Source organism: Pseudomonas sp. Teo4, from assembly GCF_034387475.1.
Taxonomy (GTDB): Bacteria; Pseudomonadota; Gammaproteobacteria; order Pseudomonadales; family Pseudomonadaceae; genus Aquipseudomonas.
On sequence record NZ_JAXCIL010000002.1, the window covers coordinates 581,760 to 594,249 of the forward strand.

General features: G+C 63.3%; 15 protein-coding genes and 1 pseudogene. 13 read left to right on the forward strand and 3 right to left on the reverse strand.

Annotated elements, in window-relative coordinates:
- Nucleotides 1-28: 28 nt before the first annotated feature.
- Together phaC and PspTeo4_RS19005 are read left to right on the forward strand one after the other, a co-directional pair.
- Nucleotides 29-1,711, forward strand: a complete 1,683-nt coding sequence (phaC, locus tag PspTeo4_RS19000) for a class II poly(R)-hydroxyalkanoic acid synthase (RefSeq protein WP_322365456.1) — start codon at nucleotides 29-31, stop codon at nucleotides 1,709-1,711.
- Between the two features lie 13 nt (nucleotides 1,712-1,724).
- Nucleotides 1,725-2,339 carry a TetR/AcrR family transcriptional regulator gene (locus tag PspTeo4_RS19005; RefSeq protein WP_322365457.1) on the forward strand — a complete coding sequence of 205 codons (615 nt, stop codon included), beginning with the start codon at nucleotides 1,725-1,727 and terminating at the stop codon, nucleotides 2,337-2,339.
- Between the two features lie 108 nt (nucleotides 2,340-2,447).
- Here PspTeo4_RS19005 and PspTeo4_RS19010 read toward each other — a convergent pair whose 3' ends face one another.
- The 3 genes from PspTeo4_RS19010 to PspTeo4_RS19020 all read right to left on the reverse strand — a co-directional run bounded on the left by PspTeo4_RS19010 (nucleotide 2,448) and on the right by PspTeo4_RS19020 (nucleotide 4,135).
- A complete protein-coding gene (locus PspTeo4_RS19010; RefSeq protein ID WP_322365458.1) occupies nucleotides 2,448-3,221 on the reverse strand; it encodes a phasin family protein in 774 nt (257 codons plus the stop codon).
- Between the two features lie 10 nt (nucleotides 3,222-3,231).
- Complete coding sequence (locus tag PspTeo4_RS19015) at nucleotides 3,232-3,651, reverse strand: phasin family protein (protein ID WP_322365459.1); 420 nt, start codon at nucleotides 3,649-3,651, stop codon at nucleotides 3,232-3,234.
- A 208-nt stretch (nucleotides 3,652-3,859) separates the two neighbouring features.
- Nucleotides 3,860-4,135, reverse strand: a complete 276-nt coding sequence (locus PspTeo4_RS19020) for a polyhydroxyalkanoic acid system family protein (protein ID WP_322365460.1) — start codon at nucleotides 4,133-4,135, stop codon at nucleotides 3,860-3,862.
- Nucleotides 4,136-4,258: 123 nt separating this feature from the next.
- Between PspTeo4_RS19020 and ubiE the strand changes: the two genes are divergently transcribed.
- From ubiE to PspTeo4_RS30020, 11 genes and pseudogenes are all read left to right on the forward strand, one after another.
- A complete protein-coding gene (gene ubiE / locus PspTeo4_RS19025; protein WP_023378318.1) occupies nucleotides 4,259-5,029 on the forward strand; it encodes a bifunctional demethylmenaquinone methyltransferase/2-methoxy-6-polyprenyl-1,4-benzoquinol methylase UbiE in 771 nt (256 codons plus the stop codon).
- Nucleotides 5,029-5,652 (forward strand): ubiquinone biosynthesis accessory factor UbiJ, encoded by a 624-nt coding sequence (locus tag PspTeo4_RS19030; RefSeq protein WP_322365461.1) that lies wholly within the window; start codon nucleotides 5,029-5,031, stop codon nucleotides 5,650-5,652. Before ubiE ends, PspTeo4_RS19030 begins: the two co-directional genes overlap by 1 nt.
- Nucleotides 5,649-7,268 carry a ubiquinone biosynthesis regulatory protein kinase UbiB gene (ubiB, locus tag PspTeo4_RS19035; RefSeq protein WP_322365462.1) on the forward strand — a complete coding sequence of 540 codons (1,620 nt, stop codon included), beginning with the start codon at nucleotides 5,649-5,651 and terminating at the stop codon, nucleotides 7,266-7,268. Before PspTeo4_RS19030 ends, ubiB begins: the two co-directional genes overlap by 4 nt.
- Nucleotides 7,269-7,341: 73 nt before the next feature.
- Nucleotides 7,342-7,734, forward strand: coding sequence for a phosphoribosyl-AMP cyclohydrolase (hisI, locus tag PspTeo4_RS19040; protein WP_023378315.1), 393 nt, complete (start codon nucleotides 7,342-7,344; stop codon nucleotides 7,732-7,734).
- Between the two features lies 1 nt (nucleotide 7,735).
- Nucleotides 7,736-8,071 carry a phosphoribosyl-ATP diphosphatase gene (locus PspTeo4_RS19045; RefSeq protein ID WP_213658635.1) on the forward strand — a complete coding sequence of 112 codons (336 nt, stop codon included), beginning with the start codon at nucleotides 7,736-7,738 and terminating at the stop codon, nucleotides 8,069-8,071.
- Nucleotides 8,072-8,095: 24 nt separating this feature from the next.
- Nucleotides 8,096-8,368 (forward strand): twin-arginine translocase TatA/TatE family subunit, encoded by a 273-nt coding sequence (locus PspTeo4_RS19050; RefSeq protein WP_322365463.1) that lies wholly within the window; start codon nucleotides 8,096-8,098, stop codon nucleotides 8,366-8,368.
- A gap of 3 nt (nucleotides 8,369-8,371) precedes the next feature.
- Nucleotides 8,372-8,746 (forward strand): Sec-independent protein translocase protein TatB, encoded by a 375-nt coding sequence (tatB, locus tag PspTeo4_RS19055; RefSeq protein WP_322365464.1) that lies wholly within the window; start codon nucleotides 8,372-8,374, stop codon nucleotides 8,744-8,746.
- A complete protein-coding gene (gene tatC, locus PspTeo4_RS19060) occupies nucleotides 8,743-9,534 on the forward strand; it encodes a twin-arginine translocase subunit TatC (protein WP_322365465.1) in 792 nt (263 codons plus the stop codon). The genes tatB and tatC overlap by 4 nt, the downstream gene beginning before the upstream one ends.
- Nucleotides 9,531-10,238, forward strand: a complete 708-nt coding sequence (locus tag PspTeo4_RS19065) for a 16S rRNA (uracil(1498)-N(3))-methyltransferase (protein WP_322365466.1) — start codon at nucleotides 9,531-9,533, stop codon at nucleotides 10,236-10,238. Before tatC ends, PspTeo4_RS19065 begins: the two co-directional genes overlap by 4 nt.
- Nucleotides 10,239-10,418: 180 nt before the next feature.
- Nucleotides 10,419-11,402, forward strand: a pseudogene (locus PspTeo4_RS30015) (methyl-accepting chemotaxis protein); the annotation flags it as partial.
- Nucleotides 11,403-11,543: 141 nt separating this feature from the next.
- On the forward strand, nucleotides 11,544-12,257 hold the full coding sequence (locus PspTeo4_RS30020; protein WP_416196987.1) for a methyl-accepting chemotaxis protein: 714 nt from the start codon (nucleotides 11,544-11,546) through the stop codon (nucleotides 12,255-12,257).
- Nucleotides 12,258-12,490: the final 233 nt, after the last annotated feature.

Below are 12,490 nucleotides of genomic sequence, written 5' to 3' on the forward strand. Positions count from 1 at the left end.
GTAAACGGTTCAACGAGGGAGTGTTGGCATGAAAGACAAACCGGAAAGAGGGACGATCCACGTCCCCGCCACCAGCATGAATGTGCAGAACGCCATTCTCGGCCTGCGCGGTCGCGACCTGATTTCGACCTTGCGTCATGTCGGGCGTCATGGCCTGCGCAACCCGCTGCACACCGCACGCCATCTACTGGCCTTGGGTGGACAGCTGGGCCGGGTGATGCTCGGTGACACGCCTTTACAGCCCAGCCCTCGCGATTCCCGCTTCAGCGACCCGACCTGGAGCCAGAACCCGCTTTACAGCCGTGGCCTGCAGGCCTACCTGGCTTGGCAGAAGCAAACCCGCCTGTGGATCGAAGACAGTTCGTTGTCCGACGATGACCGGGCCCGGGTACATTTTCTGTTCACCCTGATCAACGACGCATTGGCGCCCAGCAACTCCCTGCTCAACCCCTTGGCAGTCAAGGAAGTGCTCAACACCGGCGGGCAAAGCCTGATACGTGGCGTGGCCCACCTGCTCGACGACCTGCGCCATAACGACGGCCTGCCACGCCAGGTGGACGAACGCGCCTTCGAAGTCGGCGGCAACCTGGCCGCCACCCCAGGCGCCGTGGTTTTCCGCAATGAACTGCTGGAGTTGATCCAGTACAAACCGATGAGCGAGAAGCAGCATGCCCGGCCACTGCTGGTGGTGCCGCCGCAGATCAACAAGTTCTACATTTTCGACCTGGGGCCGACCAACAGCTTCGTGCAGTACATGCTCAAGAGCGGGCTGCAGGTGTTCATGATCAGCTGGCGCAACCCAGACCCGCGCCACCGCGAATGGGGGCTGTCCAGCTACGTCCAGGCCCTGGAAGAAGCGCTCAATGCCTGCCGCAGCATCAGCGGCAACCGTGACCCCAACCTGATGGGCGCCTGCGCCGGCGGCTTGACCATGGCCGCGCTGCAGGGCCACCTGCAGGCCAAGCACCAGTTGCGTCGGGTCCGCAGCGCGACCTACCTGGTCAGCCTGCTCGACAGCAAGTTCGACAGCCCCGCCAGCCTGTTCGCCGACGAGCAGACCATCGAGGCGGCCAAGCGCCGCTCCTACCAGCGCGGCGTTCTGGACGGCGCCGAGGTGGCGCGTATTTTCGCCTGGATGCGGCCCAACGACCTGATCTGGAACTACTGGGTCAACAACTACCTGCTCGGCAAGACCCCGCCCGCCTTCGACATCCTCTACTGGAACGCCGACAGCACGCGCCTGCCCGCTGCGCTGCATGGCGACCTGCTGGATTTCTTCAAGCACAACCCACTGACCCACCCCGCCGGGCTGGAGGTGTGCGGCACCCCCATCGACCTCAAGCAGGTCGACCTCGACAGTTTCACCGTGGCCGGCAGCAACGACCACATCACCCCGTGGGACGCTGTGTATCGCTCCGCGCTGCTGCTCGGTGGCGACCGGCGCTTCGTGCTCGCCAACAGCGGGCACATCCAGAGCATCATCAACCCACCCGACAACCCCAAGGCCTATTACCTGGACAACCCGAAGCTGTCCAGCGACCCCCGCGCCTGGTTCTACGAAGCCAAGCGCAGCGACGGCAGCTGGTGGCCGCTGTGGCTGGAATGGATCACGCCGCGCTCCGGCCCGCTCAAGGCCCCGCGCCTGGAGCTGGGCAACAGCACTTATCCACCGCTGGGCCCCGCGCCAGGCAGTTACGTATTGGCACGTTGAGCACCAAGACCGGATGAAGACCCGCGACCGTATCCTCGAATGCGCCCTGCAGTTGTTCAACCAGCAGGGCGAACCCAACGTCTCGACCCTTGAGATCGCCAACGAACTGGGTATCAGCCCAGGCAACCTGTACTACCACTTCCATGGCAAGGAGCCGCTGGTGATTGGCCTTTTCGAGCGCTTCGAAGAGGAACTGATCCCACTGCTGGACCCACCGCTGGATGTGCGCCTGGACGCCGAGGACTATTGGCTGTTTCTGCACCTGATCGTCGAGCGCATGGCCCAGTACCGTTTTCTGTTTCAAGACCTTTCAAACCTGATCGGGCGCCTGCCGAAACTGGCCCGTGGCATCCGCAGCCTGATCAATGCACTCAAGCGCACGCTCGCGGCCTTGCTGGCCAGCCTCAAGGCGCAGGGACAGATCGTCAGCGAGACCCAGGCGCTGGGGCAACTGGTGGAACAGATCACCCTGACCCTGATGTGTTCGCTGGATTACCAGCGGGTACTGGGCCGGGAAGGCGATGTGGGGATCGTGGTGTATCAGGTGATGATGCTGGTGGCGCCACATCTGGAGACACCTTCCAGGGTGGCGGCGGAACAGCTGGCGGTGCGGTATCTGGAGGGGTGAAGCCTAACCCTCGGCGGGGCGCCCTTCGCGGGTGAACCCGCTCCCACAGGGCTATGTGCAGTCCATCCCTGTGGGAGCGGGTTTACCCGCGAACGGGGCGACGCGGTATCAGGCCAGGGTAGCCGTGGTCACCGGTGCCGACGGCGTGCTGCTGGCCGGGGCGGCGGTAGGCGCCAGTGCCGGGGTGGCGGCTGGTGCGGCGCTGGCCACCGGTGCCGCGGCCTTGGCGACTGCGGGCTTGGCCGGAGCCTTCTTCACTGCAGGCTTTTTCGCCGTAGCTGGTTTGGCAGCCGCAGGCTTGGCGGCCGGTTTCGCCGCAGGCTTGGCTGCTGCAGGCTTGGCTGCTGCAGGCTTGGCGGCAGGCTTGGCAGCAGCGGTTTTCGCCGCAGGCTTGGCCGTGGCCTTGGCCAGCGGCTTGGCCGCGGTCTTGGTGGCGGTGGCCTTGCTGGCCGCGCTACGGGACGAGATCGGGGTGACCGAAGCGCCGGTCAGTTTCTCGATCTGCTTGGTCAGGCTGTCCACTTGCTGGTGCAGGGCCTTGATCTCGTTGCGGCTCGGCACGCCCAGGCGCGAGATGGCGCTGTTCAGGCGTTTGTCGAAGGCCTCTTCGAGTTCACTCCATTTGCCCAACGCACGGTCCTTCACGCCAGACACGCGCGAAGTGGTCGACGACTTGGCGGTTTCGGCCACGTCTTCAGCGGTTTTCTTCGCCTGCTTCTCGGCCTTCTCGCCATCCTTCACCAGCGAGTCGAACAGTTTCGGGCCGTCCTGATCGATCTTGGAATAGATACCCAGCCCCGCCAGCCAGATCTTGCGGGAGTACTTCTCGATCCCGCCGACCCAGGAGCTGCCTTCTTTGTCGGAATTCTTCTTGCCAGCCATCCTGCTCTCCTTATGGTTTGTGCGCGACGCGCTCGAGCAGCTCATGCAGCTGTTCAAGCTTGATGGACAACGCCTCAACGTCATGTTTAGACGGAATGCCGAGACGATTCAAGGCGCGACCGACACGTGCGTCGAAGGCTTTTTCGATCTTGTCGAGTTGAACTTCGACCTTGCCACGTACCCGGCTGACTTCCTGGGCGGCTTCATCGATCTGGTTGTTGGCGGCGTCGAGCTCTTTGTCGATGGCTTTCTTGCCCCGTTTCTCGACGACTTCACCCGCCTTCACCAGCTCCTTGAAGTAGTCGGAGCCTTCCTGACCGACCCGGGCGTAGGCGCCGATGCCCGCCAGCCAGATCTTGCGCGCATAACCGCGCACTTCGCCCAGGGTGCCCAAGGCTTCGTCCTTTTTCTTCACATTCACTTTGGCCATGCTCTGTACCTCTTGCTCATGAGTGGAGAGGAACCGCCCATGGAGGTTGGGCTTGAGCATAAGGTAGGGAGGGAAATTAGAATCTTCACCCTAAGGTGAGCGGTGGTGCCGCCAACTCGGTGCATGGCACCGGTTGCGCCGGTGATCGCCGGCAAGCCGGCTCCCACACGGATACACCACCTTCGAGGGCTACGCGCTCACATGGCGATCACGCCAGGGCTTTGTCCAGCGCCCGCTCGATCTCGCTCTTGATGCTGGCGCCCATGATCGACAGCATCATGCCCAGCTTCAGCTCGACGCGAATGGTGTCCTCGCCGATATGCACGCTGCCATTGGCACCACTGCGCGTCACGTCGACGCGGTCACCGTTCCAGCTGGCCTTGAGGTCGTATTCGCGGGACAGCTTTTCCACCAGCGCTTCGGCCTTGGCGCGGGCGGCTTCGCGGCCGAGGGAGTGCTTGCGTTCAACGCTGATCTGGGTCATGCGGGCGATCCTGGATATGAGACATGCTGGCCATTATGCCCGTCCCCTACCCAAGGCACACCCCGCCAAGACAAATCCGCCCATTCACCCTAGAATGGCGGTAATTTTTTCCGGTGAAGCGATATGAACGACCAGCGCAAAGGCGAACACGCCGAACCCACCACCCATTTCGGCTACCAGGACGTGCCCGAAAGCCAGAAGGCGAAGAAAGTCGCCGAGGTGTTCCACTCGGTGGCCGCCAAGTACGACTTGATGAACGATGTGCTTTCCGGCGGCATGCACCGCTTGTGGAAGCGCTTCACCATCGAGCTGTCGGGCGTGCGCAGCGGTAACCGTGTGCTGGACATCGCTGGCGGCACGGGCGACCTGGCTGCCAAGTTCTCCCGTCTCGTGGGCCCGACCGGCCAGGTCGTGCTCGCCGACATCAACGAATCGATGCTCAAGGTCGGCCGTGACCGCCTGCTCGACCGTGGTGTGGCCGGCAACATCGAGTTCGTCCAGGCCGATGCCGAGAAGCTGCCGTTCCCCGACAACCACTTCGACTGCGTGACCATCGCCTTCGGCCTGCGCAACGTCACCCACAAGGACGAAGCCCTGCGCTCGATGCTGCGCGTGCTCAAGCCTGGTGGCCGCCTGTTGGTGCTGGAGTTCTCCAAGCCGACCAACAAGCTGATGTCCAAGGCCTACGACGCTTACTCGTTTGCCTTCATGCCACTGGCCGGCAAGCTGATCACCAACGACTCGGAGAGCTACCGTTACCTGGCCGAGTCGATCCGCATGCACCCTGACCAGGAAACCCTCAAGGCCATGATGGTCGATGCCGGTTTCGACCGCGTTACCTACCACAACATGACCAGCGGCATCGTTGCCGTGCATCGGGGAATCAAGCCCTGATGCTGCTGGCCGGGCTGCTCGCCAGCGTCGAACATGGCCTGAACCGCATCCTGCGCATGGACAGCACCGCCCTCCCGCGGCTGGCCGCGCTGGAAGGCAAGGTCATCGAAATCGACTGCCGCCAACCGGCCATGCAGGTATTCATCCTGCCGGACGAGGACGGCCTGATGCTTGCGGCCCATTGGCAAGGCGAGGTCGATTGCAGCTTGCGTGCCCCCGCGGGCAGCCTGGCCCAGCTGGCCCTGGCCAAGGACAAGAACGCCGTTCTGCACAGCCCGCAGGTCGAACTGCACGGTGACAGCGCCGTGCTGCTCGACCTGGTCGGTGTGCTGCAGGACCTGGAGCTGGACTGGGAGTTCGAGCTGTCGCGTTGGCTGGGCCCAGTGGCCACCTCGCTGCTCGCTGGCCACATTCGCCTGCGCGCACGCTGGACTCGCCAAGGCCTGACGCGCTTCAGCCAGAACCTGTCCGAGTACCTCGCCGAAGAGTCGCGCACCCTGGTGGGCAAGCGCGAAGCCGAAGCGGCTTTCAGCGAGCTCGACGCCCTGAAAGTCGACATAGAACGCCTCGAGGCGCGCCTGCAGCGCCTTTCCCGATCCCTTGATACCAGCGATAACGCATGAAGCTGCTTGCCGTCCGCCGTCTGTTGCGCATCCAGCGCGTCGTGATCCGCTACCGCCTCGATGATCTGCTGTTCGATCTGCCCCTGCCTTGGTGGCTGATGAGCCTGCGCCTGCTGATGCCCTGGCGCTGGCTGCCGCGCAAGCCCTCCGAGCTTAGCCGTGGCGCACGCCTGCGCCTGGCCTTGCAAGACCTGGGGCCGATCTTCATCAAGTTCGGCCAGTTGCTTTCCACCCGCCGCGACCTTCTGCCCACCGACATCGCCGATGAGCTGATGCTGCTGCAAGACCGCGTGCCGCCCTTCGACCCGAAGCGGGCGGTGGCGCTGATCGAAGAGCAACTGGGGGCCAAGGTCAACGATGTCTTCAGCCGCTTCGACGTCGAGCCGCTGGCCTCGGCATCGGTGGCCCAGGTACACGCCGCCCGCCTGAAAACCGGCGAGGAAGTGGTGGTCAAGGTGGTGCGCCCTGGCCTCAAGCCCGTGATCGCCCAGGACCTGGCGTGGCTGTTCCTGATCGCCAAGGGCGCCGAGCGGGTATCGGCCGATGCCCGCCGCCTGCACCCGGTGGAAGTGGTCAACGATTACGAAAAAACCATCTACGACGAACTCGACCTGCTCCGCGAGGCGGCCAATGCCAGCCAGTTGCGACGCAACTTCGAGGGTTCCGAGCTGATGTACGTGCCCCAGGTCTACTGGGACCTGTGCCGCCCCAAGGTGCTGGTGATGGAGCGCATCTATGGCGTACCGGTGACCGACATGGCCACCCTGGCCGACCAGCGCACCGACATGAAGTTGCTGGCAGAACGGGGCGTCGAGGTGTTTTTCACCCAGGTGTTCCGCGACAGTTTCTTCCACGCCGACATGCACCCCGGCAACATTTTCGTCAGCACAATCAAGCCGTGGAGCCCGCAGTACATCGCCATCGACTGCGGCATCGTCGGCAGCCTCACCGCCGAGGACCAGGACTATCTGGCGCGCAACCTGATCGCCTTTTTCAAGCGCGACTACCGCCGCGTCGCCCAGCTGCACATCGATTCCGGCTGGGTGCCGGCGCACACCAAGGTCAACGAGTTCGAGGCGGCTATCCGCACCGTGTGCGAGCCGATCTTCGAAAAACCACTCAAGGACATTTCCTTCGGCCAGGTGCTGATGCGCCTGTTCCAGACAGCCCGACGCTTCAACATGGAAGTGCAGCCGCAGCTGGTACTGCTGCAGAAGACCCTGCTCAACATTGAAGGCCTGGGCCGCCAGCTGTACCCCGACCTGGACCTGTGGAGCACCGCCAAGCCGTTCCTCGAACGCTGGATGCGTGACCGTTACAGCCCCAAGGCCGTGCTCGGCAACCTGCACGGCCAGGTCGAACAATTGCCGCACCTGGCCGACATGGCCCGTGACTTGCTCGAACGCCTGTCACAACCGCATTTGCATGATCCGCAGCTGCCAGAGCGCCGTCGCCAGGGCGACCGTTGGGCGCTGCGCCTTCTGGGCGCGGGCCTGCTCGGTGGTGGCGCGGTGCTGGCTATGGGCGCCGCTGAGAGCGCCAGCCTGGCCGCCCCTGCCGCCTGGCCGGCCTGGCTGATGCTGGCCGCCGGGCTTTACCTGATCGTGCGCCAATAGCCAGCCGCGTGGCTGGCTGGCACACTAGCGCAATGGGCCCGGCACAGGAACGGGCCCGGTTTTGGAGTCGACGATGAAAGACTGGCTGGACGAGATCAAGTGGAACAGCGATGGCCTGGTACCGGCAATCGCTCAGGACCACAAGACCGGACGCGTGCTGATGATGGCCTGGATGAACCGCGAGTCGCTGGCCCTCACCGCCGCCGAGCAACGCGCCATCTACTGGTCGCGCTCACGTGGCAAGCTGTGGCGTAAGGGCGAGGAGTCGGGCCATGTGCAGAAACTGCACGAAATGCGCCTGGACTGCGATGCCGACGTGATCATCCTGATGGTCGAGCAACTGGGCCATATCGCCTGCCACACTGGCCGCGAAAGCTGCTTCTACCGCGTCTATGAAGACGGCCAGTGGAAAACCGTCGACCCGGTCCTGAAGGACCCGCACGCCATCTACAGCGCAGGACACTGACATGAGCGACACCCTGAACCGCCTGGCCGAAGTGCTTGAAGAACGCAAGCAAGCCGCCCCCGACAGCTCCTACGTGGCCAGCCTGTACCACAAGGGCCTGAACAAGATCCTTGAAAAGCTCGGTGAAGAGTCCATCGAGACCATCATCGCGGCCAAGGATGCGGCTGTCAGCAAGGATTACAGCGATGTCATCTATGAAACCGCAGATTTGTGGTTCCATAGCCTGGTCATGCTCAGCGCGCTGGGCCAGCATCCGCAAGCAGTACTCGATGAACTGGAACGCCGCTTCGGGCTGTCCGGGCATGATGAAAAGGCCGCGCGTCAGCCTTCGGCCTGACCTATCGAATTCTAGGAGAGCATCATGGGTATTTTTGACTGGAAACACTGGATCGTCCTACTGGTCGTCGTGGTCCTGGTGTTCGGCACCAAGAAGCTGAAAAATTTCGGCAGCGACCTGGGCGAGTCGATCAAGGGCTTCCGTAAAGCCATGAACGAAGAAGAGAACAAGCCGGCCGAGCAGACGCCTCCGCCTGCCCAGCCCGTGCCGCCGGTACAGAATGCCCCGCAACAGGCCCAAGGCCACACCATCGAGGGCCAGGCCCAGCCGGTCCAAGAGCCACAGCGGAAAGACTGACCCATGTTCGGCATCAGCTTCAGCGAGCTGCTGCTCGTCGGCCTGGTCGCCCTGTTGGTGCTCGGCCCCGAGCGCCTGCCCGGTGCCGCCCGCACCGCAGGGTTGTGGATCGGCCGCCTCAAGCGCAGCTTCAACAGCATCAAGATGGAAGTCGAGCGCGAAATCGGCGCCGACGACATTCGCCGCCAGCTGCACAACGAGCACATCCTGCAGATGGAGCAGGAAGCCAGGCGCATCCTCAACCCACAGGTGCCGCCCGCCCAGCCGCCGGCCGCCACGCCTGGCGAGCAGCCTGCCGTGGCCACCACGCCAGCGCCTGCAACCACCGGCAGCACGCCTGAAACGCCTGAACAGCCCCAACCGCCGCGAGCCCCATGAGCGAAAATCCGGAACACGACCAGCCCATGCCGCTGGTTTCGCACCTGACTGAACTGCGCACCCGCCTGCTGCGCTGCGTTGCCGTCATTTTCCTGATCTTTGCCGGGCTGTTCTCCTTCGCCCAGCAGATCTACACCCTGGTGTCCGCGCCGCTGCGCGCTCACCTGCCGGCCAACGCGACGATGATCGCCACCGATGTGGCCTCGCCGTTCCTGACTCCGTTCAAGCTGACCATGATCGTTTCGCTGTTCCTGGCGATCCCGTTCATTCTCCAGCAGATCTGGGGCTTCATCGCACCCGGGCTGTACCGCCACGAAAAGCGCATCGCCATTCCCTTGCTGATTTCCAGCATCTTCCTGTTCTACGCAGGCATGGCCTTCGCCTACTTCCTGGTATTCCCGCTGATCTTCGGTTTCTTCGCCAGCGCCACACCGGAAGGCGTGTCGATGATGACGGACATTGCCAGTTACCTGGACTTCGTCATGACCCTGTTCTTCGCCTTCGGCGTTGCCTTCGAGATTCCGGTGGCAGTGGTGCTGCTGGTGTGGATCGGCGTGGTCGACGTGAAGTACCTGAAGAAGATCCGGCCCTACGTGATCATCGGCTGCTTCGTCGTCGGCATGGTCCTGACTCCGCCGGATATCTTCTCCCAAACCTTGCTGGCAGTGCCCATGTGGCTGCTGTTCGAGGTCGGCGTGCTGTGCGGCAGCCTGATCCGCAAACGCAGTCATGGCGAAGATGAAGCCGCCAACGACCACAACGACCAACCGCCAGCGACGCAATCGTGAACCTGCTGCTGCTTGAGGAGGCCGACTTCGTTTCGGCCGACCGCGTCGTCCTGGCTGATCGCCGATTTACTCACATGCAGGAGATCCACCGTGTTGCGGTGGGCGATAGCCTGCGCGTCGGGCGCATCAATGGCCTGATGGGAAAAGCTACCGTCGTGCGCCTGGAAAAGCACGAAGCGGAGCTGGATGTGAGCTTTGACCAGCCACCTCCGGCCAAGCTGCCACTGACCCTGGTGCTGGCCGTACCGCGGCCGAAGATGCTGCGCCGGTTGTTCCAGACCGTTGCCACCCTTGGCGTGCCCCGGCTGATCCTGGTCAACAGCTACAAGGTGGAGAAGAGCTTCTGGCAGACGCCCTTCCTCAACCCCGACAGCATCCGCGAAAACCTCATTCTCGGCCTTGAGCAAGCCCGTGACACGGTGCTGCCCGAGGTAATCATCGAGAAACGCTTCAAACCGTTCGTCGAAGATCGCCTGCCCGCCATCGCCGAAGGCACCCTCGGCCTGGTCGGCCACCCCGGCCCCTACCCTGCGTGCCCGCGTGCTGTCGAAGGCCCGGTTACTCTGGCGATTGGCCCCGAAGGGGGCTGGATCCCTTATGAAGTCGAGCTTCTTGGCAAAGCCGGGCTGGCCCCTGTGCAACTAGGTGATCGCATCCTGCGAGTTGAGACAGCCGTCACAGCCCTGCTATCGCGAATTTTCTGACACTTAAGCCAGAACCTTCCCTCCATCAAGTTTCCCCGGCGCAAGCCGATGTTCTAGCAACACAACAATAATCCGTGTTGCCAGTTAACCGGGGAGTCGATCATGTACCGTTGGTTTGCCCAATCGCTGGGAAATGTGAGCGTCAATCGCAAGTTGGGGCTGGGGTTCGGGCTGGTGCTGATGCTGACCTTGGCCATCACGCTGACCGGTTGGAAAGGCCTGGACAGCGTCATCGACCGAGGTGACAAACTCGGCAACATTTCGGTGATCTACCAGCACACCCAGGACCTGCGCATCGCCCGCCAGCACTATGAGCGCAAGCGTGACGAAGCCTCTGTGGGGGAGCTTGAAAAGGCCCTGACAAGCCTCGATCGCCAGGTTCAGCTGATGCTCGGCCAGATCGAACACCCGGCTGATCGCCAACGCCTGGAACAGCAGCGCGATGCCGTGCGTCTGTACCAGCAGGCTTTCAACGAGCTCAAGCAGGCCGGCCAACGCCGGGAAGCCAGCCGCAGCGTACTGGGTGATAGCGCCGACAAGGCTGCCGAGCTGATCGGCAAGGTCCAGCAACGCCTGCTGCAAGGCGGTGATATCAACCAGTACCAGTACGCCGTGGAAGTCAGCGCCCTGCTGCAGCAAGCTCGCTTCCAGGTGCGTGGCTACACCTACAGCGGCAATGCCGACTTCCAGCAAACCGCACTGAAGGCCATCGACCAGGCCATGGCCGAACTCAAGGCCCTGCCTGCCAAAGTAGGCGCCGAGCATGCCTCCAGCCTCGACGACGCGGCCACCGCACTGGCCGGCTACCGCGATGCAGTCAGCCAGTTCGGCACTGCCCAGGCGGCCAGCGAGCAGGCCCTTCAGCGCATGGCCGAGCAGGGCACGGTGCTGCTGCAGGCCAGCCAGGCAATGACCGCCTCGCAGACCGAAGTCCGCAATGCGGGCACCCAACAAGCCAAGGTCATGCTGGCCGCTGCCACCGGCTTGGCGCTACTGCTGGGCTTGTTGGCCGCCTGGGCCATCACCCGGCAGATCATCATTCCACTGCGCCAGACCCTGACAGCCGCTGAGCGTGTGGCCAACGGCGACCTGCGCCAGGACCTGCCGGTCGAGCGCCGCGACGAACTGGGCCAGCTGCAGGCGAGCATGCAGCGCATGACCCAGAGCCTGCGCGAGCTGATCGGTGGTATCGGCGACGGTGTCACCCAGATCGCCAGCGCCGCCGAAGAGCTGTCGGCGGTGACGGAGCAGACCAGCGCCGGGGTCAACAACCAGAAGGTGGAGACCGACCAGGTGGCGACGGCCATGAACGAAATGTCGGCCACCGTTCACGAAGTGGCACGCAATGCCGAACAGGCCTCGGAAGCGGCCCTGATGGCCGACCAGCAGGCCCGCGAAGGTGATCGGGTGGTCGGCGAAGCCATTGCCCAGATCGAGCGTCTGGCCAGTGAAGTGGTCAATTCCAGCGAGGCCATGAACCAGCTCAAGGCCGAGAGCGACAAGATTGGCAGCGTACTGGATGTGATCAAGTCGGTGGCCCAGCAGACCAACCTGCTGGCCCTCAACGCTGCCATCGAAGCGGCCCGTGCAGGTGAGGCCGGGCGCGGCTTTGCCGTGGTTGCCGACGAGGTACGCAGCCTGGCCCAGCGCACTCAGCAATCGACCGAGGAAATCGAAGAACTGATTGCCGGCCTGCAGAGTGGTACTGAGCGCGTGGCCAACGTGATGGACAGCAGCCGCGAACTCACCGACAGCAGCGTCGAGCTGACCCGACGGGCCGGCAGCTCGCTTGAGACCATTACCCGCACCGTGTCGTCGATCCAGGCCATGAACCAGCAGATTGCCACAGCGGCTGAGCAGCAAAGCGCGGTGGCCGAGGAGATCAACCGCAGCGTGATGAATGTGCGGGACATTTCCGATCAGACCTCGGCAGCCAGCGAGGAAACCGCCAGCTCCAGCGTGGAATTGGCAAGGCTTGGCACTCATCTGCAAGGGTTGGTGGGACGCTTCAGGCTGTGACATCCGTATAGGCCCAATCGCCGGCAAGCCGGCTCCCACAGGTATTGCGGCGACCTCAAGATCGTCGCGGACCCTGTGGGAGCCGGCTTGCCGGCGATCAGGCCACGACAGACATCATCGCCTTTCATACATCTCAAGCTGAACTTTCCTACGCAATTCTCAGGTCCAGTCCTACGCATGCTCTGCCGATGAGCAGGGATGTCATGCCAGCACTACGCCAGCACGACATCCCC

Coding starts and splice junctions, on each gene's coding strand:
- phaC (WP_322365456.1), top strand. CDS start 29: ATGAAAGACAAACCGGAAAGAGGGACGATCCACGTCCCCGCCACCAGC.
- PspTeo4_RS19005 (WP_322365457.1), top strand. CDS start 1,725: ATGAAGACCCGCGACCGTATCCTCGAATGCGCCCTGCAGTTGTTCAAC.
- PspTeo4_RS19010 (WP_322365458.1), bottom strand. CDS start 3,221: ATGGCTGGCAAGAAGAATTCCGACAAAGAAGGCAGCTCCTGGGTCGGC.
- PspTeo4_RS19015 (WP_322365459.1), bottom strand. CDS start 3,651: ATGGCCAAAGTGAATGTGAAGAAAAAGGACGAAGCCTTGGGCACCCTG.
- PspTeo4_RS19020 (WP_322365460.1), bottom strand. CDS start 4,135: ATGACCCAGATCAGCGTTGAACGCAAGCACTCCCTCGGCCGCGAAGCC.
- ubiE (WP_023378318.1), top strand. CDS start 4,259: ATGAACGACCAGCGCAAAGGCGAACACGCCGAACCCACCACCCATTTC.
- PspTeo4_RS19030 (WP_322365461.1), top strand. CDS start 5,029: ATGCTGCTGGCCGGGCTGCTCGCCAGCGTCGAACATGGCCTGAACCGC.
- ubiB (WP_322365462.1), top strand. CDS start 5,649: ATGAAGCTGCTTGCCGTCCGCCGTCTGTTGCGCATCCAGCGCGTCGTG.
- hisI (WP_023378315.1), top strand. CDS start 7,342: ATGAAAGACTGGCTGGACGAGATCAAGTGGAACAGCGATGGCCTGGTA.
- PspTeo4_RS19045 (WP_213658635.1), top strand. CDS start 7,736: ATGAGCGACACCCTGAACCGCCTGGCCGAAGTGCTTGAAGAACGCAAG.
- PspTeo4_RS19050 (WP_322365463.1), top strand. CDS start 8,096: ATGGGTATTTTTGACTGGAAACACTGGATCGTCCTACTGGTCGTCGTG.
- tatB (WP_322365464.1), top strand. CDS start 8,372: ATGTTCGGCATCAGCTTCAGCGAGCTGCTGCTCGTCGGCCTGGTCGCC.
- tatC (WP_322365465.1), top strand. CDS start 8,743: ATGAGCGAAAATCCGGAACACGACCAGCCCATGCCGCTGGTTTCGCAC.
- PspTeo4_RS30020 (WP_416196987.1), top strand. CDS start 11,544: ATGAACGAAATGTCGGCCACCGTTCACGAAGTGGCACGCAATGCCGAA.